Genomic DNA, 20,959 nt, shown 5'->3' with positions numbered 1-20,959 from the left:
TTTAATGAGTAATTTATTAAGTTGAAAAACAGTTTATTTTCAAAAATAATGCGAATTTAAAGAAGGGGATTCTTGAGAGGATTTTTGAATTAGAAGTACAAAATAAATGGGGCAGATGGGCTCAAAAAATAGGATTAATTTATTATGAATAAATCATTTTTTAAAATAAAAGCAAGAAGAAGAAAAATCATTTTATCGATACTTGTTTTCATATTCTATACAGCAACTTTTTATGCACAAACAACTTATTGCAACCCAATCAATATCAGTTACCGATTTTGTATCAAGAAGGACAATTGGGGATGGATTTCGGGTACACAATCCTATCGTGAAGGTGCCGACCCTACAATGCTTGTGTTTAAAAAAGAATATTATTTGTTTGTTTCAAAATCAGGAGGCTATTGGCATTCAAAAGATATGATCGCTTGGGATTTTATTACAACCAATGATTTGCCTTGGGAAGAATATGCGCCTACTGTTGTAGAAATGAATGGTGAGGTTTATTTCATGGCTGCTGGTCAAAAACTGTACAAAACATCAGATCCAAAATCTGGAAAATGGACGTACATCAGGAATTATAAATTCAGTAGTTTCACAGATCCTTGTTTGTTTTTAGACGATGATAAAAGGCTTTATTTGTATTATGGAAGTGCTGATAATTTGCCATTATACGGAATCGAATTGGATGTAAAAAACAATTTTGAACCTATTGGAAAAATTCAACCGATGGTAAGTCTGCATCTCGATAAATACGGCTGGGAAAACAAAGGTGAGGATCAATTATTGAATATTCCAAAATCCTGGCTGGAAGGGGCGTGGCTCAACAAATATAGAGGGAAATACTATTTTCAGTATGCTTCTCCTTTGCAGGGAAAAGAATATAATGACGCGGTTTACATTGGCGATAATCCGCTAGGACCTTACACGATTGCCAAACAGAATCCCTATGCTTACAAACCAACAGGATTTGCTTTTGGAGCTGGGCATGGAAATACATTTCAGGATAATTATGGAAATTATTGGCATACAGGAACGGTTGGCGTAAACATTTATCATTTGTTTGAACGTCGGATCAACTTAATTCCAGCTGCTTTTGATAAAGAAGATAATTTGTATTCCAATTCGTATTTGGCTGATTATCCGCATTATATTCCGAATAAAAATCTAAAAGGGAATACTGATTTATTTACAGGTTGGATGTTGCTTTCGTATAACAAAAAAGTTGAAACCTCATCTGTTTTAGAAAATTTCAATCCTGAAAATGCGGTGGACGAAAACATTCGAACTTTTTGGAGTGCCAAAACAGGCAACAAAGGGGAATGGTTGAGTTTGGATTTAGAAAAAGAATATACAGTTCGTGCTATCCAAATCAATTTTACCGATAAAGATACTGAGCTACTGGGAAGAGCTGACTATAAGCCTTATCAATATGTAATTGAATATTCGAATGACAAGAAAAATTGGGAGGTTTTGATTGATAAAAGTAATAATGCAAATGATTATCCACACGATTATTTTGAATTGTCAAAATCGGTCAAAGGGCGTTATTTTAGAATAACAAATCATAATGTGCCTGATGGAAAATTTGCGATAAGCGGTTTCCGAATTTTCGGAAGAGGAAATGATAAATTGCCAAAATCTGTTGTAAACGTTAAAATTGAAAGAAATGATTCCGACAAGAAAAAAGCAACTTTGACTTGGGATAAAGTTTCAAATGCCACGGGTTACATTGTGAGGTATGGATTGGCAAAAGACAAATTGTATTTGAATCATCAAGTTTATTCTGATACTTCGGCTACAATTTTGAGTTTAGACAAAGATGCTGAGTATTTTTATGTAGTTGATGCTTTCAACGAAAGTGGAATTACGAAAGGGAAATAATCCAAAAGGTTTAAATTAATTTACCATTAAGAGATTAAGTTTATTAAGCTTAATGTTGCTTAATTTCTTAGTTGTTAAATGAGGACAAACCTTTTAATGGTTTGTTTTTAATACTGTTTGTTATTTAAGAATAGTACAAAGGAATAAGTTTATAAACCAATTATAAAATAAATATTGAGATGAAATTTTTAAAAATTAGTTCTTTAGTCTTAATCGCTTTTTGCGGTCTGGCATTTGTTGGCAATCCGACAAAATATCTATTTACAGAAACAGCCTTGAAGAAATATGAAACAACACTGAGAAACAAGGCTTTTGTGGTTTTTCCAGAATTACGGGAACAACCCATAAAGTGGTTTGATTCTATTCCCGAAGGCAAAATAAAAGACGAGAATTATACCAAGATATTCTCAATGACTGCACGACCTGGAGAATTTTATGTTTATCAGTTGGGAGTATGGGCTTTGAAAACTGATATTAATGATGTTCAGATTGAATTTACGGATCTAAAGGATAAATCCGGAAAAGTTGTTTTGGCTAAAAAAATGACTTGTTTCAATAAAGGAGGGGTTGATTTTAAAGGAAAACCTTTTTCAAAAAAAGTTAACGTAGCTGCAGGAAGAGTACAGGCACTTTGGATTGGAATTGATTTGAAGGGAGTTAAAGAAGGGAGTTATACCGGTTCTGTATCGGTATCTGGAAATGGTAAAAAACAAATTATCCCTATTTTGCTAACTGTTTCGGGAGAAATTGTTACTGATTATGGATATAATGAAGGTCGTCGCTTATCTCGACTTAATTGGTTAAACTCAACGGTAGGAATAGATGAAAAAATCGCCAAAGGCTATAATCCTGTTACGGTTGAAGGAAATACAATCAGCATATTAGGGCGTAAACTTGCAATTGCCGATAACGGACTTCCAGCTTCGATAATCAGTTATTTTGGAGCTTCAAACCAGTCTTTTGTTGAAAAAGGGGAACCAATTGTCAATACTCCTTTTCGATTTGTTGTAGAAAAAGAAAATGGGGAGATTGTCAAACTTGTTCCAGGGAAATTATCATTTATTAAACAAACCGCTTCAAAAGTGGCTTGGAAAGTGGTCAACACTTCAAAAGAATGTGATCTTGAATGTACTGGACAAATGGAATTTGATGGTTTTGTAGATTATAGTCTAAAACTTGTTTCAAAGTCTCCTTTGAAAGTAAAAGACATCCGACTCGAGATTCCTGTTGCAAAAGAAAAATCCGAATATATGATGGGATTGGGTCAAGAAGGAGGATTCCGCACTCCAGATTGGAAATGGAAATGGGATGTAACCAAAAATCAAGATATGCTTTGGGTTGGAGCAGTAAACGGAGGTCTTCGTGTAAAATGGAAGGCAGAAAATTACACACGTCCGTTGGTCAATATTTATTACGAATTTGATCCGTTGCACATGCCTCCGTCATGGAATAATGCAGGTAAAGGAGGAGTTAATGTTGGGGAACAAAACCAAGATGTGGTTATAAATGCCTATTCAGGAAGCCGTGAAATGAAGGCAGGGGAGCAACTCAACTACGACTTCGAATTACTGATTACACCTTTCAAATTAATTAACAGAAAAAATAAATTTGAAGATAGATATTATCATGGAGGAGGAACAAATACTTCGGTGAAAATTGAGAACGCCAAAAAAGCCGGTGCCAATATCATCAACATACACCATGCCGAAGATATTTACCCATTTATCAATTATCCTTATTTGGATGATAATGTTAGTGCGCTTACAAAACTGGTTGGCGATGCACACAAAGAGAATATGAGGATGAAATTCTATTATACTACTCGTGAATTAACAAAAAACCTTCCCGAATTTTGGGCTTTCAACAGTCTTAATGGCGAAGTGATTTATCCGGGTCCCGGTAATGCAAGTCGTACAGAAGCTTTACATCCGAAAGGGCCGAATGAATGGCTTATCAAAAATATGAGGGAAAAGTATATCCCAGCATGGTATAACCCGGTAAAAGAAGGAAAGTTTAAGGGAGAGACCGATCTTTCGGTTATTACCACACCAGATAGCCGTCTCAACAATTTTTATATCGCAGGATTAGACTGGATGGTTCAGCATATTGGGATTGACGGTGTATATATTGACGATTCGGCACTAGATCGTTTTACATTGTTGCGCGCAAGAAAAATAATCGATCAATACCGTCCCGAGGGAAGAATGGATTTGCACAGTTGGAATCACTTCCATAGATGGGCAGGATATGCAAGTTGTTTAAACCTTTACATGGATTTGCTTCCTTATTTTGATTTGGTGTGGATTGGCGAATCACGTAACTATGACCGATTGCCAGATCATTGGCTTATAGAAGTATCAGGAATTCCATTTGGGTTGCCTGGGCAAATGCTAGAAGGCGGCGGTAATCCATGGCGCGGAATGGTTTATGGAATAACAAATAGAGCAGGATGGACCGATAATAATTCGCCATCCGAATTGTGGAAATTTTGGGACAAATACCACATAGAAAATAAAATAATGGTGGGATATTGGGAAAAAGAATTTCCAGTGTCAATTGCTAATCCATCGGTGAAAGCTTCGATATATAAAGGTGGAGACGAGACAATTATTTCAGTAGCCAATTGGACAGATAAAGATCAGGATGCTTCACTAGTTGTTGATTGGTCAAAATTGGGAATAGATCCAACAAAATGCGAAATAATTATCCCCGAAATAAAAGATTTTCAGAATGAACAAAAACTAACTTCCTTAGATAAAATTAGCATTTCTGGGAAAAAAGGATATTTGATTCTGTTAAAAAATAAAAAATAAAAATTAACCAAAATGAGAAGTAAATCAACCGTATTATTAGCTTTTAGCTTAGTTTCCTTTTTAATTTCAAATGCACAGAATTATGATGGAAAATCAACGCTTACAGATGTTAAACAGGCTACCGAAAAAGAAAAGAAAAAGAATTCAAAGAAGCCAAATGTCAAAAATGTAATCATTGTCTACAAAACCCATTTTGATATTGGGTATTCAGAATTGGTGCAACAGGTTGTTCATGATTATCGAACTTCGATGGCAGATAAGGTACTTGCTGCGATAGATGTAAACAGCAGTCAGCCAAAAGACAAACAGTTTGTCTGGACCGTTTCGGGCTGGCCTATGAAGCAGATACTTTGGGATGGACAGGCACCTGAGCGTAAAAGGAAAATTGAAAAGGCGATTGCTGATGGTAACTTAGCAGTTCATGCCTTACCGTTTTCAATGCATTTAGAAACTTCAGATCCGGAAGATTTGGTACGTGGGTTAAATTATTCATCAACACTGGCACGAAAGTTTGGACAACCGCTTTCTATCAGTGCCAAAATGAGTGATGCACCTTCGTATTCATGGTTTATCCCGACACTTTTGACTAATGCAGGTGTTAAGTTTTATCACATGGGTGGGCCACAGGTAAATATGGATTATGGAATTCCGCCATTTTTTTGGTGGGAAGGACCTGATGGTTCTCGACTCTTAACACTTTATAATAACGGTTATGGCAATGATGAACTACCTCCTGCCAACTGGCCTTATAAAACATGGCTTCATATCAGTATGACCGGAGATAACCAAGGGCCTCCAAGTCCAGAAACGATTGCAAAAGACTTAGCTTATTATAAAAGTTTGGGTATAAATGCCAAAGTTGGTAAAATGGATGATTTTGCTGATATGATTATGAAGGAAGATTTGAGTAAACTTCCGGTTGTTCGTAGCGATATGGGTGATGTTTGGATTCAGGGTGTAATGAGTATGCCTGAGGCAACAAAGCTGGCTCAAAACATCAGGCCTTCAATAGCGGGGATGGATGAGCTAACAACAATAGAAAAAATATGGGGTATTTATCGTCCAGACTTGCACAATATTACTGCAGAAGCTTATGAAAACAGCTTGCTATATAGCGAACATACATGGGGGCTTGCAAACCAGCATTATATTAAAACTCCATATGGAAAGGCTTGGGAAGAGATGTGGAATAAGGGATTGCCTCCTCAATTTAAATTATTGGAACAATCATGGAAAGATAAAGCAGATTATATCAACAATGTTGAAAAACTAGTGACCAATCCGTACCGTGATGGAGTGGCATCTCTTGCTGATAATGTTAAGGTTGATGGTAACCGCATTGTGGTTTATAACCCACTGCCATGGAAACGTGATGCCGAAGTTATTGTTGACACTCGTTTGATTTTTGGAAATGATTTTGTTTCTCTAAAACCTCTTGATGGTGGTCCTGCTGCTGCAGTTTCACACGAATATTCCGCCATTGAAGACAAAGCCCCAATGTCACGATTTGTTGCCAAGGATATTCCGCCAATGGGTTATCGTACCTATGTAGCTTCTATGGACAAGGTGGATGCACCGGAGTTGAAATCCGATAAGAATTCGGGTGTAATCGAAAGTCCATTTTTCAAAGCAACTATCGATGCCAAACGAGGCAGAATTGTAAGTCTTATTGATAAAAGGTCAGGAAAAGAATTGGTCGATGCTAATGCTCCTCAAGGTTTTGGACAATATTTTTATCAAAGATTTGATTATAAAGATGTTTCTGGATGGCTTGACAAATCGCTGTATCCTAAGTATATAGCTCATAGATTTTGTTTTGCATCTTATGATATGCCACAGGATGTTCCATACAGTTCTGCACTTCCACAGGATATGACACTGGATGTAGAAAAATCAGAAATTGATGTCAAGGCTGTGATGACAGGTACTATTCCTGGACCGGGTTTGCCACAAAAGGTTTCTATTTCATTAACACTTTCTGGTATGACACCTACAGCAGACCTCGAAGTTAGCTGGCAGAAACAACCCGACTCTTGGCCTGAAACAGCATGGATAAGTCTTCCGTTTAAGTGTGAGAATACTAAGTTCCGTCTTGGTCGTATTGGAGCTGATGTTGACCCTGTAAAAGATATGGTTATTGATAATTCAAACCATCATCTTTCATGGGTAAATAGTGGAGTTGCTGTTTATGATGGAACAACTGGAGCGGGTGTAGGTATCTGTTCTCCAGATGCACCAATGGTAAGTTTGGGAGAACCGGGAGAGTACAAATTTGATAAACGTTATGAACCCAAAAAACCTTATGTGTATATCAATCTGTATAATAACCAATGGCGTACTAATTTCCCTGCTTGGATTGGTAACGGACAACGTATGAGTGCCAAAGTACGTATTTGGGCTTTTGATAAATTCTCTTCAGAAAGTTCACTTTATACGCCTAGTATGGAGACACGTGTGCCGATGCAAGTTGCTAGTTCCAAAGTGTCAAACGGAAAGTTGCCTGTTACCCAGCAAGGAATTGCTCTTTCAAGAAAAGGGGTGGCAGTTACTGCATTTGGCCCAAATCCTGACGGTGATGGAACTGTACTTAGAGTATGGGAGCAAGGAGGAATTTCGGATAAATTCGAAATTACATTGCCACAAGGGGCTAAGTTTGTTACTGCTCAACCTGTGAACCTGAGAGGAGAAAACAGCGGAGAACCAATTAAAATAACAAACGGTAAATTGACATTTGACATACATGCGTATGCTCCTGTAAGTTTTATTTTGAAAGAGTAGATCAATATTGATTCAATTTATACACAGACAAAAAAATGTTTTTGTCTGTGTATAATATAATATCTTAAATTGCGCTGCATGATTATTTTGATAAAAAAATCTTAGCTAAGGCAAGTTATAATTTTATAAAAAGTAAATATAATAAATGAAGAAAACGCTTCTATTCCTATTCCTTTGTAGTTTAACCGCTTTTTCACAGAAGAAACAAAAAGATCAGGATTTTCCAAAACAGGAAAATAATTTAGCACTACCTGCACCTATAAATTCTTGGGACGAGGCAATTCCGCTAGGAAATGGATTAACAGGAGGATTATTGTGGGGAGAGAAAAACCTCATCCGTCTTTCGCTTGATCGAGGCGATTTGTGGGATGAACGTACAAATGGGCCGAAAGAATGGTGGAAAACCCAAACTTGGGCCAAGGGCGGAAATATGTGGGAAGGAGCCTATCACGGATCAACCCCAACAAAATTACCTGCCGGTGCAGTAGAATTTACTTTGGCAAACGGCACTTCAATAAAATCATTCGAACTTAATAAAAGAACTGCTGAAGGAATTGTGCATTTTGAAAACGGACAAGACGCAAGGGTTTTCTTCAGTGCAGTAAAACCTGTTGCATTGATGCGTATTCCTGTTGCAAAATACGATGCGATTCAAGTCATGAGTTCGATGCAAGTTTCTGAAAAATACCGAGGAAAATCTGCTGGACCCGACAGTCATACAGTAAAATCACTAGGATATCCTGCAGCAACAAATGGAGCTGTTGGAAACGCAAAATGGTATGTTCAAGAAGCTTCTGAAGGATTGGTTTATTGTGTTTATACAGAAACCCGTCAGGTGAAAAATGAAATGCTGACAGCCATTGCCGTTACTACAAGTCGCGACGGTGGAGACCTAATTGAATTGGCAAAAAAACGTTGTTCCGAAATTTTAGATCAAGGAATTAATAAAAGTTTGACAGAACACATTGCTTGGTGGAAAAATTTTTGGGACCAATCGCAAATCAATTTGCCAGAAAAAAGAATGCAGGATTATTACACTTTTGCTCGTTATTTGTATGGATCGGGTTCAAGAGCAAATACTCCTCCAATGCCTTTGCAGGGAGTATGGACCTCGGCCACAGGAAGTCTTCCGCCATGGAAGGGAGATTACCACAGTGATTTGAATACACAAATGACTTATATAGCGTATCAGGAAGCGGGAAATTTCAGCGAGGGGAGTAGCTATATCAATTTTCTTTGGAACAAAAGAGATCAATGGCGTGCTTTTGCAAAAGATTTTTACGAAACATCTGGTTTATCGGTTCCTGGGGTAATGTCTTATGGAGGACAGCCTTTGGGCGGTTGGGGAGCTTACAGCTTGTCACCAACGATGACTTCTTGGAATGCTCATCTTTTTTATCTTCACTGGTTGTACACGGCAGATGATGTTTTCCTAAAAGAAAGGGCTTATCCTTGGTGTAAAGAAGCGGCAGAATGTTTGCGTGATTTATTAAAACCGGATGCAAACGGAAAATTGAAATTATTGCGATCGTCTTCTCCCGAAATTTTTGGAAATCATTGGCTGGAGCCAAATACCAATTACGATTTAATGAGTATCAAAATGCATTTTTTGGCTGTAGCCGAAATGGCAGATGCTCAAGGTTTGACTGCCGAAGCAAAATCATGGAACGATTTGGCTGACAAATTAGGTGATTTTCATGTGGCAGAAGACGGTGAACTGATGCTTGATTCAAAACTTCTTTTGAGGGAAAATCACCGTCATCTTTCGAACATTATTGGGATTTATCCATTTAACCTGATTACGGTTGAAGGTACAAATGAAGACCAACGCAGAATTACCACTACTTTGAAACGTCCAGAATGGAATGCCGAGAAACACAACGAATGGTGCGGTTATTCCTGGGCTTGGATGTCGTGCTTACAAGCCCGTACCGGAAATTCAGAAAGTGCTTATCACCATTTGGATGTTTTTGAAAAAGCGTATATTTTGCGAAATGGTTTTCATGTAAATCAAGACCAGACTCCTGATACTCGTTACGGGTTTGGAGGAGGAAAACCTTTCACATTAGAAGGAAATTTTATTGCTATGCAAGCCGTTCAGGAAATGCTGCTGCAAAGTTGGAGTCCTACTCCCGGAAAAGCCAATTCGGGTGTGATTCGAATTTTTTCGGCTACGCCAAAAGAATGGGCAAATGTTTCGTTCAACGATTTAAGAGCAGAAGGTGGATACAAAGTTTCGGCCATACGAAAAGCTGGGAAAACAGTTTGGTTCAGTATTAAATCCAAAAAAGAAGGAACAGTCAGAATAAAAGACAATTTTGAGGGACAAAAGCCAAAATGGAACGTGAAGGATGTGAAAAATAATAATGGCATTTATGAAGTTGAATTGAAAGCTGGGCAACAATTAGAAGCTAAGTTTTAAAAATAAGAATCAGTATAATTTGTTATTAAACAAAGATTAGTAATATATAAACAAGATGAATAAATTAAAGAAACAAGCAAGTTCTAGTAGCAAATGGATTGGTATGATTTTGCTAATGAGTATCTTTTCTATGGGATACAGCCAGTCTCAAAACAAAGATTTTCCTTTCCGTAATCCGGATTTGGATATGGAAATTAGGATAAAAGATTTAATTTCCAGATTGACACTCACGGAAAAAGTGAGCATGATGAAGCATCAGTCTCCAGCGATTGAACGTTTGGGAGTTCCTGCTTACAATTGGTGGAACGAAGCGTTGCACGGAGTTGCACGAACCAAAGAAAAAGTGACGGTTTTTCCGCAAGCTATCGGGATGGCAGCTACTTTTGACACAGAGGCGCTGCAAAAGATGGGGGACATAGCTTCTTCTGAAGGGCGTGCACTTTTTAATGAAGATTTACGTAATGGAAAAACAGGTTCTATTTATCGTGGGTTGACCTATTGGACTCCGAATATCAATATCTTTCGTGATCCACGTTGGGGCAGAGGACAGGAAACCTACGGCGAAGACCCTTACTTGACAGGAAAAATGGGATCGGCCATCGTTAGGGGATTAGAAGGAAATGATCCAAAATACTTGAAGGCCGTTGCCTGCGCCAAACATTATGCGGTACACAGCGGTCCGGAATATAACCGTCATTCATTTGATGTTCATCCTTCAACCTATGATTTGTGGGATACTTATTTACCGGCTTTTCGTGAACTTATCACCAAGGCAAAAGTTCATGGAGTGATGTGCGCTTACAACCGTTTGGATGGACAGCCTTGTTGCGGAAACAGTAAGCTGTTATCCGATATTTTACATAATCAATGGGCTTTTGATGGTTATGTGACCTCGGACTGTTGGGCCGTTACTGATTTTGCAAAGTTTCATAAAACCAGTGCCAATGATACCGATGCGGTAACGGAAGCCTTGTTGAACGGAACCGATTTGGAATGTGGTAATTTATATCAATTATTGGAACAAGGAGTTAAAAAAGGATTGCTTTCAGAAAGAGATATAAACGTTTCGCTGACTCGCCTTTTCAAAATTCTGTTTAAAATTGGAATGTTCGATCCAGCAGACAGAGTACCTTATGCTTCCATCGGAAAAGAAGTAATAGAAAGTGATGCCCATAAAAAACATGCTTACGAGATGGCTCAAAAGTCGATGGTATTGTTGGAAAATAAAAAAAATGTGCTTCCGCTTAATGAGTCAAAAATTAAAAGAATCGCTTTAATAGGTCCAAACGCAGATAATGGACATACTCAATTGGCTAATTATTTCGGAACACCAAGCCAGATTGTTACGCCTTATATGAGCTTGCAAAAACGTTTTGGAGGAAAAATAAAGATAGATTATATCAAAGGAGTTGGTATTGTCGATAAGGTGAAAGACGGGCCTTCATTTGCCCAAGTGGCAGAACAAGCTAAGAAATCTGATGTAATAATTTTTGTAGGAGGTATAAGTGCCGATTATGAAGGTGAAGCGGGAGATGCCGGTGCAGGAGGTTATTCAGGATTTGCCAGTGGAGACAGAACCACTATTGCATTGCCGCCTATACAGACTGAATTAATGAAAGCTTTGAAAAAAACAGGCCGCCCACTGATTGTTGTGAATATGTCGGGTTCCATAATGGATTTTCAATGGGAAAGCCAAAATGCCGATGCTATTTTGCAGGCATGGTATGGAGGACAAGCTGCAGGAGATGCTATAATTGATGTTCTTTTTGGGAACTATAATCCTGCAGGACGTATGCCTTTGACAACTTACATGAGCGATAAAGATTTGCCAGCATTTGAAGATTATTCAATGGAAAACCGTACGTATCGCTATTTTAAAGGCGCGGTTAGATATCCATTTGGTTATGGTTTGAGTTATACAAATTTTAGTTATAGTCCGTTGGAAAATAATTCGGTAGTGAAAACGGGTAGTAGCATTCAAGTGAGTACAACCGTAAAAAACATCGGGAACAAGGATGGCGACGAAGTGGTACAATTATACGTGACTCATTCTCAGGATAAAAATAAGAGAACTCCAATTCATTCCTTAAAAGGATTTAAACGAATTCATTTGAAGAAAGGAGAGTCGGTAAAAGTAAGTTTTAACCTTAGTCCAGAAGACCTTGCCTTCACGGACAGTGAAGGGAATGGGATAGAAAGTGCCAAAAAGGTAGAAATATATATAGGAGGAGGTCAGCCTAATAAATCGGCTGGTAGCTCAAACTCTCTGACTATCGAAGGGGAGTCTTATAAAGTGTTTTAAATTATTTTATCCAACTAATGAAAAGGAAAATAGTAAAATTAGTTATTTATGGTTTTTGCATTAGCTTACTAATTGCCTGTGATAAGAAAGAGCGAGTAAATGAAAATGTCAATATGTTTATGGGATCAGGCCTTAATGGCCGTGTAGCTCCAGTAGCATCTGTTCCGTTTGGGATGATGCAAATTGGGGCAGACACACGCGCCTATGAATCTGGATACCATTATGATGATAAAACAATTCTCGGATTCAGTCATCTCCATAAAAGTGGAGGTGGTTGTAATGACTTTTTGGATGTATTGTTTATGCCTTTGCGGTTGAACCAAAAAGCAGATACTATCAAAAAACTTAATTCACAGGAGTATCAGTCGTCATTTTCTCATAAAGAAGAAAAGGCCGAACCTGGATATTATTCGGTTAAATTATATGAAAAACAATTATCTGTAGAGCTTACGGCCTCGGCACATTGTGGTATTCAGCGTTATAAGTACAGTAAAGGGGGAGGATTCCAGTTATTGTAGATTTAAAATACGGATCTAAGAATGGATGTACTATAGAGCCCGAACATGATATGGATACTGTTTATGCGTCGGGTTTTGAACAGGTAGACAAATATACCATCAGAGGATATAGACTTTCAAATGGTTGGGTTACGGGGCAGCAGGTGTACTTCTATACCAAATTCTCAACTCCCATTAAGGAATGCTCTTTATTCGTAGACGATAATAGAAAAGTAAAGGCAACATTTGCTCAAGGCAGAAATATAAAAGCTATTCTTTTTTTTGAAGAAGACAAAGGTGTTTTGGAGGTAAAAACAGCGATATCAGCTGTGGATATGGAAGGGGCACGTAAAAATTTGGAAGCCGAAGTTCAAAACAAGGATTTTGATGAGATTAAAAAAGAGGCTTCAGGACAGTGGAATGATGTTCTTGGGCAGATTGAAATAGAAACTTCCGATCTCAAAAAGAAAAAATTATTTTACACATCCATGCGTAATGTGATGATGTATCCAATGTTATTTTCCGATGTGGATTTTCGTTTCAGAGGACCAGATAACAAAGTACATCAAACAAACGGATTTCCATATTATGGAGGTGTAGTTGGATTATGGGATACTTTTCGGGCGGCTTGCCCTTTGATGGCAGTTTTACAACCGAATGTGATGAAAGACTATGTAAAAACTGCCTTGGAGCATTACAAATATGCTGGACAGTTACCAATATGGACTCTGTCGGGTATGGAAACGTATCAAATGATAGGACTGCACAGTATGCCGATGATAACCAATTGCTATTTGAATGGAATTAAGGGGTTTGATACAAAGTTTGCCATGAATGCCATGACCCAGTCAAGTATGAAAGACACCTGCGGTTTCTCAATGGGGTATTTTGTGGGTTTGAAAAATTATAAAAAATATGGATATGTACCTTGCGACTTAGAAATGGAATCTGTGGCGCGTACTTTGGAGTATGCTTATGATGACTGGGCTGTTGCTCGATTCGCTCAAATGACAAATCATAAAAAAGAATACGATTATTTCAGTAAAAGAGCTTCTAATTATAAGAATGTGATAGATCCCAAAACTCTTTTTGCAAGAGGAAAAACACAGGCCAGAACTTGGAGAACACCTTTTAATCCTTTAAGTTCGGAGCATAGAAAGGATGATTATTGCGAAGGAAATGCTTGGCAATGGACTTTTTTTGTGCCACATGATGTAGATGGACTAGCCTCTTTGATGGGAGGAAAAAAAGTATTGGATTCACGGCTTGATTCACTGTTTCTGATGAGATCCAAGTTGCATGGCGCAAATGTTTCGGGTGACATATCAGGGTTGATAGGTCAATATGCCCATGGCAATGAGCCGGGACACCATACTATTTATATGTATAACAAAGTTGGCAAGCCAAAAAAGACTCAGAAATATATTAATCAGGTTCTCAATACATTGTATGATAATACTCCTGAGGGAATATGCGGAAACGAAGATACTGGACAAATGAGCGCTTGGTATGTTTTTAGTTCACTTGGATTTTATCCCATGGATCCCGTTTCGGGGCAATATGAGTTAGGGGCTCCTTTGTTTGACAAGGCAACAATAAAACTGCCTTCGGGTAAAAAATTCATTATAAAAGCAAATAATTTGTCAGATAAAAATATTTATGTCAAAAAAGTTTCTCTGAATGGAATTGAACTAAAACGTTCCTATATCACCTTTGATGAAGTTTTAAAAGGAGGAGAATTGGTATTTGAAATGACAAAAAGTATAAGTAAGTCGAAAGTTTAAAAGTCGTAAAGTCAAAAGGATTAAAATCAATCTAAACAACTTAAAATCAAATAAATTAAATGTTTTTTCCAAATTTTAAATTACGACATTATTCTATGATTATAACTTAGATCTAAATTAAAACCAAAAACTGAACCTAAAAAATTATTATATGAAGAAAATAGTTATTACCATATTGTTTTTTACGTTTTCCATTCCACTATTTTCGGCTGATTTTGAGCGAACAAAATTGGGAATAAAAGCAAACATTCAATCCATGGATGTTGAGGTTCAATTTTATAATCCACATATTGTAAGGATCGTAAAATCGCAAGAAGGTTTTGTATTCAAAAAAGAAAGTCTTTCGGTTATCAAAACCCCGCAAGTAGTAAATTTAATTGTAAATCAACAAGGAGATATTGTTTCATTGAAAAGTGAGTTTATACAAGTCACTTTGGATTTAAAGACAGGTAAAGTTTCATTTTATGATTTAAGCGGAAAAGCTTTGTTTACCGAAAAAGATTATGGCACTCAATTTACCCCGATAAAAGATGTTGATAAAAAAACTTTTACCGTAAGACAAGCCTTTTTATTGGATAAAGACGAAGCTATTTATGGTTTAGGGCAACAACAGGAAGGGAAAATGAACCAAAGGGGACAAAAATTACTTTTGCGTAATGAAAATACAAAAATTTGTATTCCTTTTATTCAATCGACAAAAGGTTATGGTGTGTTTTGGGATAATTATTCGCCTACAAAATTTGTTGATAATCCACAGGAAATGTCTTTGGAATCGGAGGTAGGTGATGGTTTGGATTATTATTTCCTTTATGGAAAAAATGCTGATGGGGTCATTGCCAAGATGCGTGACTTAACAGGACAATCTCCATTATTACCCTTGTGGACACTTGGGTTTTGGCAATCACGTGAGCGTTATACCAGTCAGGAAGAGATTGTTGGAGTGGTAGAAAAATTTCGTAAACTAGGTGTTCCTCTTGACGGAATTATTCAGGATTGGCAATATTGGGGAGGGAATGGGAATTGGAATTCCATGAATTTTGATAATCCTAAATTCTCAGAGCCACAAAAAATGATAGACAGAATTCATCAGTTAAATGCACATTATATGATTTCTGTTTGGGCTTCATTTGGACGAGATACCAAACAATTTTCAGAATTGAAAGAAAAAAAATCATTACTTAATTTTGAAACCTATCCAAAGGAAGCCACGCCTTATGATCCTTATAACCCTGAAGCGCGAAATCTTTATTGGGAATACTTAAGCAAGGGATTGTTTGCAAAAGGAGTAGACGCTTGGTGGATGGATTCTACGGAGCCAGATCGTACTTTTACAAGAGATAGCGATCTTGATGTGCCTACTCATTTAGGAACCTTCCGTAGTGTTTACAATGCATTTCCCTTGCAAACTGTGGGTGGAGTATATGATCATCAACGAAAAGCAGCTTCAAATAAAAGGGTTTTTATCTTAACTCGTTCCGCTTTTGCCGGACAACAACGCTATGGAGCCAATAGCTGGTCTGGAGATATTCATGGTCGTTGGGATGTCCTTCGCAAACAAATTCCGGCAGGACTTAATTTTTCACTCTGCGGTATTCCATACTGGAATACAGATATTGGCGGTTTTTCTGTAGATTATAAAGGAGGGATAAAAAATGTGGCTTATAGAGAACTCTATGTCCGTTGGTTGCAATTTGGAACATTTATGCCCATGATGAGGTCGCATGGAACAAGTACGCCTCGTGAGATTTATATGTTTGGTCAAAAAGGGGATTGGGCCTATGATGCACAGGAAAAATTCATCAACCTGCGTTACCGTTTATTGCCTTATAATTATTCGACAGCTTGGGATGTGACCAATCAATCTGGTTCGATGATGCGTGCTTTGGTTATGGATTTTAGCCAAGATAAAAAAGTATATGATATCAATGATGAATATATGTTCGGAAAATCTTTATTGATTGCACCCGTTACCGAATCCATGTACGTTAAGAATGAAAATGATAAAAGTGAGGAAGATTTTAGCCAAATAAAATCAAAGCAAGTTTACTTACCAGAGGGGACAAGTTGGTATGATTTCTGGACTGGAGCACAATTTTCGGGAGGACAAACCATCAGCAAAGAAGTTCCTGTCGATATCATGCCTATTTATGTAAAAGCAGGTACAATTCTGCCAGTTGGTCCAAAAGTGCAATATGCTACTGAGAAAAAATGGGACAATCTAGAATTATATGTTTATCCCGGAGCAGATGGAGAATTTACACTTTACGAAGATGAAAATGATAATTACAATTATGAAAAAGGTGCTTTTTCGACCATAAAGATAAATTGGAATGACAAAGAACAAACGCTGACAATTGAAAATCGTAAAGGCAGTTTTCCAGGAATGTTGAAAACCCGAAATTTTAATATTTCTCTAATTACCAAAGGGAAATCTACAGCTGATTTTTCTGCAAAAACAGATAAGGCGGTTACCTATAAAGGCAAAGAAATTGTAATAAAACTGAAATAAAAGAAAAAATAATTATGAAAATGAAATTTTATAATCTTATCGTTATACTTATTTGCGCGACAAACTATACTATGTTTGGCCAAGAAGTTTCATCACACAATTCGGCTGATTTTGTTTACAAAAGTGAAGAAATGTCGAGTAAAATAAGTGAGTTTACTTGGCCTGAAAGCAGTAAACCAGATTTGCCTTTTGAACATTCTAAGAAGATAAAGGGAATTCAATTCACTGGGCGATTCGCCAACTATACCAAAGCGGACACTTGGTATCCTTCCTGGGCCTCGGACGGGAATCTTTATTCTCCGTGGACGGATGGTTCGGTGGCTGAAATGAATTCTTTTTCTGGAGGAGCAAACGCCAAAACTGGTCAGGCAAGGATTGAAGGCGAAGATCCAATGAATTTGAGAGTGATTCCTTTGGGTATTGAGCAAGCTTCACCTGCACCTTATGGAGGCCGCTATCCTTGCGGAAGTTTGGTGTACAACAATATTTGGTACTACGGAACTTATACTCTTGGCAATGGTAATTATGGATTAAACTGGCCAATTATGGGGCCATTTGCAGGTTTCCGAATTTCGTATGATATGGGTAAAACTTGGACGGCTTCTCCAGCTTCTTGTGAGCCGGGCAAAAGCTTATTTACAGAACCCATTGAAAAAAACGGACCAGTAAAAATGGGTTCGCCACACTTTGTGGATTTTGGGAAAAACATGGAGCATTCCCCGGATGGCAAAGCTTATCTAGTCGCACATGGGGCAACACAAAAGGATCAAGAAGACCGTAAAGCCAATCTGAGTTGGATTTCAGGCGATCAGATTTATCTCGCACGTGTTATTCCTTCGCCTGAAAACATAAATAATAAAGCTGCTTACGAATATTTTGCAGGCTACGACAAAAAAGGGAATGCCATTTGGTCTAATGATTTTCAACAAATCAAACCATTGATTGACTGGAACAACAATACAGGATGTGTCACAATGACCTACAATGCTCCCCTTAAAAAATACATTATGTGTGTAACAGATGGATGGCCAACTGTTGAAAATATGAATACTTATTTGTTGGAGTCCGATAAGATTACAGGTCCTTGGAAGATAATCACTTATTTGAAAAATTTCGGGCCACAAGCTTATTTCGTTAACATTCCGTCTAAGTTCATCAGTGCTGATGGGCGAAAAATGTGGCTTTGTTATTCGGCAAATTTCACAAATGGAGAGAATAGAAACAATCCAGAATATCTAAAAAAGACTAATCCTCCAGGAAGTGCCTATTCGTTAAGCCTTCATGAAATAATCTTAAAAAAATAAATTGAGTTTTTTTGTTTTAGGGAATAATAAGCCTTTTTTTATTTAAATATAAAATATTTATATTCAATAAGTTAAGAATGTATATGATAATTGGTTACTGTAGTAAATAAAAATAAGATCAATTTTTTTTAATAATTTCTTTTCAAAAAATAAACGATGAAAAAAATATTTGGAATAGTTGTAGTTTCTTTGTTTTTTCTTAGTTCACAAGTCAATGCACAGCATAAAATTAGAATAGCTTGTATCGGAAATAGTATTACTTATGGGGCAACACTTCCGAATCCAGAGAAAGATTCTTACCCTGGTCAATTACAAAATATGCTTGGTGACGGCTATGAAGTGATGAACTTTGGAGTGTCTGGTAAGACAGTGATTCGTAATGGAGATAATTCCTATGTATCAACCAAAAAATATGAAGAAGCACTGCAAAGCAATCCAGATATAGTGACAATCAAGTTGGGAACAAACGATAGTCGTTTGCCTTATCGTTTGAAATTAGATAGCAATTTTATTGATGATTACAAAGCTTTAATACATTCCTTTCAGCAGTTGCCATCAAAACCTAAAGTTATTTTATTACTACCTGTAAGTTCGTTTCTTAAAGATTCTGAAAGGCAAACTGACGAAGTGATTGTAAATCAAGTGATTCCTAAAATACGTCAAGTGGCTTATGAAGAAAAATTAGAAATGATTGATTTGCATTCTATTACTGCAGACAAAGAATCTCTTTTTCCTGATAAATTGCATCCTTCTGTTTTAGGAGAAACTATTTTGGCAAAACGCATTTATGAATCCGTAGTTAGCAAAAAGAAAATGGACTTTGATATTTTTTCAAAAATAAAAGAAGAGAAAAAAAACAGTTCTTTTTATGGTTATGACTGTGTTGATTTTATCTTTAAAGGAAGGAATTGTAAAGTGGTAAAACCACGATTTTCAGCTTCAGGATTACCTTGGGTTTGGCGAGCCCGTTTTTTTGGAATAGAACCACAAGCTGATATAGCATTACTGGATAGAGGATTTCATTTGGTTTATTGTGATGTTGCCGAGTTGTTTGGAAATCAAGAGGCAATAGATTGTTGGAATGCTTTTTATGAGAAAATGCATGGTGCGGGTTTGTCCAAAAAAGTCTGCCTTGAAGGATTTAGCAGGGGCGGAATATATGTTTATCGATGGGCTGTGACAAACCCCAAAAAGGTAGCTTGTATTTATGCCGATGCCCCGGTACTTGATCTTAAGAGCTGGCCAGGCGGAAAGGGTAAAAGCAAAGGGAGTCAAGAGGTTTGGGAAATATTCAAAAAGGATTTTGGACTTTCATCTGAAGAAGCCGCAATGGATTTTAAAGGCAATCCAATTGATTTAGTGCCACAGATTGTGAAAGCTGGTTTTCCAATGTTGCATGTAGTAGGAGATGCAGATGATGTGGTTCCAGTAGATGAAAACACAAAGATTTTTGAAGAAAGGGTAAAAGCGTTAGGCGGAAATATTATGGTTATCCACAAACAGGATGTAAAACACCACCCACATAGTCTTAAAAATCCGCAACCTATAGTAGATTTTATCTTGCACTCAGTCAAGTTCTGATAATCTTAATTATTATGATATAAGTGATAACTTTAACCATTTCAAAATAAATGATTTGGATTGTCTTGTGAGAGGCTCTGCCAATATTAGTCTGGGGATTTTTAGTAATCAATCTGAAAGTTATTTTGAAGCCTCTGTAGGTGAAAGAACTTTTACTTTGCGTTTATATGTAGATAAAAAGTTAATGAATTATTTTATAGGAAGCAGATAAAATAATGACTATGAGAAACTTAAAAGAGGTTTTTCTGAAAAATTATGGTGTCTTCTTGATAATATCGACAGTAATAGTTTAGTGTTATTGATGTCTATAAACGAAAAATCAGTTTTTGATATTTCTTTTGATCCTTTTATAAAATAGGTTTCGCTTAATTTATTAGGGACTTTGTTGGAGCGATATTCTAAGTCAAATACTGCTGCGTGGAGTAAAATAGAAGATTTTGAAAACCAGGGAATCAATAAAGCTAAAAACTATCTTCTCAATAATTTATCTAAAAAATTTCCATCAATATCATTTTTATCGAAATTGGCAGGAATGTCTGCTTCCAAATTTAAACTGCTGTTTAAACAAAGATTTGGTAATTCTCCAAATAAAATTTTCATTAAAGAGAAAATGATTCTCGCCAAGAAACTTTTGGAAAGTTGAGATTATAATACTTTGACAGAAATAATCCAGCAATTGGATTATGAAAAATTAGATTATTTTTCTGCAAAATATTATGATATTTTTAAAAGGAAACCTTCTGAAGATTTTATAAAAAAACAATAAGTGATTTAATTTACTAAAAAAAAACCTCGCTAAAATTATTTTCAGCGGGGTTTTGTGTAATTCGGGAGGCTTTAATTTTTTTTGATTCTTCCAAAGTTGATTTACGTGCTCTTGTTCCAGCCGTTTTATTTCCTTTCTCAATATAATTGTTTCTTTGAAAATTGATCTATCAATTCTAAATGTAAATATGACTGACTTTGTCTTTTGTATCATAGGTTCTTCCTTGCTTACCACCTTCTTTTCCTCCAACTGCAAACTCATCAACATAAGCTATTTCTGGTAAAGTATATTTCTGGCTACTTAAATGCTTTTCAAATAATTG

At 36.8% G+C, this 20,959-nt stretch carries 11 protein-coding genes and 1 pseudogene; 10 read left to right on the top strand and 2 right to left on the bottom strand.

Annotated features, from left to right (window positions below; translation table 11 throughout):
- Positions 1-144: 144 nt before the first annotated feature.
- The 10 genes from EM308_RS14130 (at position 145) to EM308_RS14090 (ending at position 19,871) form a co-directional block, all read left to right on the top strand.
- A complete protein-coding gene (locus tag EM308_RS14130) occupies positions 145-1,881 on the top strand; it encodes a discoidin domain-containing protein (protein ID WP_081907255.1) in 1,737 nt (578 codons plus the stop codon).
- 179 nt (positions 1,882-2,060) lie between these two features.
- On the top strand, positions 2,061-4,694 hold the full coding sequence (locus tag EM308_RS14125) for a glycoside hydrolase domain-containing protein (RefSeq protein WP_051877756.1): 2,634 nt from the start codon (positions 2,061-2,063) through the stop codon (positions 4,692-4,694).
- A 12-nt stretch (positions 4,695-4,706) separates the two neighbouring features.
- Complete coding sequence (locus tag EM308_RS14120; protein ID WP_035636681.1) at positions 4,707-7,472, top strand: glycoside hydrolase family 38 N-terminal domain-containing protein; 2,766 nt, start codon at positions 4,707-4,709, stop codon at positions 7,470-7,472.
- Between the two features lie 145 nt (positions 7,473-7,617).
- Positions 7,618-9,894 carry a glycosyl hydrolase family 95 catalytic domain-containing protein gene (locus EM308_RS14115; protein ID WP_035636684.1) on the top strand — a complete coding sequence of 759 codons (2,277 nt, stop codon included), beginning with the start codon at positions 7,618-7,620 and terminating at the stop codon, positions 9,892-9,894.
- Between the two features lie 55 nt (positions 9,895-9,949).
- Positions 9,950-12,196, top strand: coding sequence for a glycoside hydrolase family 3 C-terminal domain-containing protein (locus tag EM308_RS14110; RefSeq protein WP_051877757.1), 2,247 nt, complete (start codon positions 9,950-9,952; stop codon positions 12,194-12,196).
- A gap of 17 nt (positions 12,197-12,213) precedes the next feature.
- Positions 12,214-12,714 carry a hypothetical protein gene (locus EM308_RS18340; RefSeq protein ID WP_197516503.1) on the top strand — a complete coding sequence of 167 codons (501 nt, stop codon included), beginning with the start codon at positions 12,214-12,216 and terminating at the stop codon, positions 12,712-12,714.
- Positions 12,699-14,477 (top strand): GH92 family glycosyl hydrolase, encoded by a 1,779-nt coding sequence (locus EM308_RS14105; RefSeq protein ID WP_317039280.1) that lies wholly within the window; start codon positions 12,699-12,701, stop codon positions 14,475-14,477. Before EM308_RS18340 ends, EM308_RS14105 begins: the two co-directional genes overlap by 16 nt.
- A gap of 151 nt (positions 14,478-14,628) precedes the next feature.
- A complete protein-coding gene (locus EM308_RS14100; RefSeq protein WP_081907256.1) occupies positions 14,629-16,986 on the top strand; it encodes a glycoside hydrolase family 31 protein in 2,358 nt (785 codons plus the stop codon).
- A gap of 20 nt (positions 16,987-17,006) precedes the next feature.
- On the top strand, positions 17,007-18,290 hold the full coding sequence (locus EM308_RS14095; protein WP_156101341.1) for a hypothetical protein: 1,284 nt from the start codon (positions 17,007-17,009) through the stop codon (positions 18,288-18,290).
- Between the two features lie 156 nt (positions 18,291-18,446).
- Complete coding sequence (locus tag EM308_RS14090; RefSeq protein WP_035636693.1) at positions 18,447-19,871, top strand: GDSL-type esterase/lipase family protein; 1,425 nt, start codon at positions 18,447-18,449, stop codon at positions 19,869-19,871.
- Between the two features lie 779 nt (positions 19,872-20,650).
- On the opposite strand, the gene EM308_RS18420 is transcribed toward EM308_RS14090, so the two are convergent.
- Both EM308_RS18420 and EM308_RS18415 read right to left on the bottom strand, forming a co-directional pair.
- On the bottom strand, positions 20,651-20,779 hold the full coding sequence (locus EM308_RS18420) for a hypothetical protein (RefSeq protein ID WP_394332834.1): 129 nt from the start codon (positions 20,777-20,779) through the stop codon (positions 20,651-20,653).
- Between the two features lie 36 nt (positions 20,780-20,815).
- Positions 20,816-20,938 (bottom strand): annotated as a pseudogene (locus EM308_RS18415) (IS1595 family transposase); the annotation flags it as partial.
- Between the last annotated feature and the right edge of the window lie 21 nt (positions 20,939-20,959).

The organism is Flavobacterium gilvum (assembly GCF_001761465.1).
GTDB lineage: Bacteria > Bacteroidota > Bacteroidia > Flavobacteriales > Flavobacteriaceae > Flavobacterium > Flavobacterium gilvum.
This window is presented reverse-complemented; position numbering and strand designations above follow the sequence as displayed.

Excerpts from the sequence above, each read along its gene's own strand:
- EM308_RS14130 (WP_081907255.1), top strand. The coding sequence starts at position 145 with ATGAATAAATCATTTTTTAAAATAAAAGCAAGAAGAAGAAAAATCATT.
- EM308_RS14125 (WP_051877756.1), top strand. The coding sequence starts at position 2,061 with ATGAAATTTTTAAAAATTAGTTCTTTAGTCTTAATCGCTTTTTGCGGT.
- EM308_RS14120 (WP_035636681.1), top strand. The coding sequence starts at position 4,707 with ATGAGAAGTAAATCAACCGTATTATTAGCTTTTAGCTTAGTTTCCTTT.
- EM308_RS14115 (WP_035636684.1), top strand. The coding sequence starts at position 7,618 with ATGAAGAAAACGCTTCTATTCCTATTCCTTTGTAGTTTAACCGCTTTT.
- EM308_RS14110 (WP_051877757.1), top strand. The coding sequence starts at position 9,950 with ATGAATAAATTAAAGAAACAAGCAAGTTCTAGTAGCAAATGGATTGGT.
- EM308_RS18340 (WP_197516503.1), top strand. The coding sequence starts at position 12,214 with ATGAAAAGGAAAATAGTAAAATTAGTTATTTATGGTTTTTGCATTAGC.
- EM308_RS14100 (WP_081907256.1), top strand. The coding sequence starts at position 14,629 with ATGAAGAAAATAGTTATTACCATATTGTTTTTTACGTTTTCCATTCCA.
- EM308_RS14095 (WP_156101341.1), top strand. The coding sequence starts at position 17,007 with ATGAAATTTTATAATCTTATCGTTATACTTATTTGCGCGACAAACTAT.
- EM308_RS14090 (WP_035636693.1), top strand. The coding sequence starts at position 18,447 with ATGAAAAAAATATTTGGAATAGTTGTAGTTTCTTTGTTTTTTCTTAGT.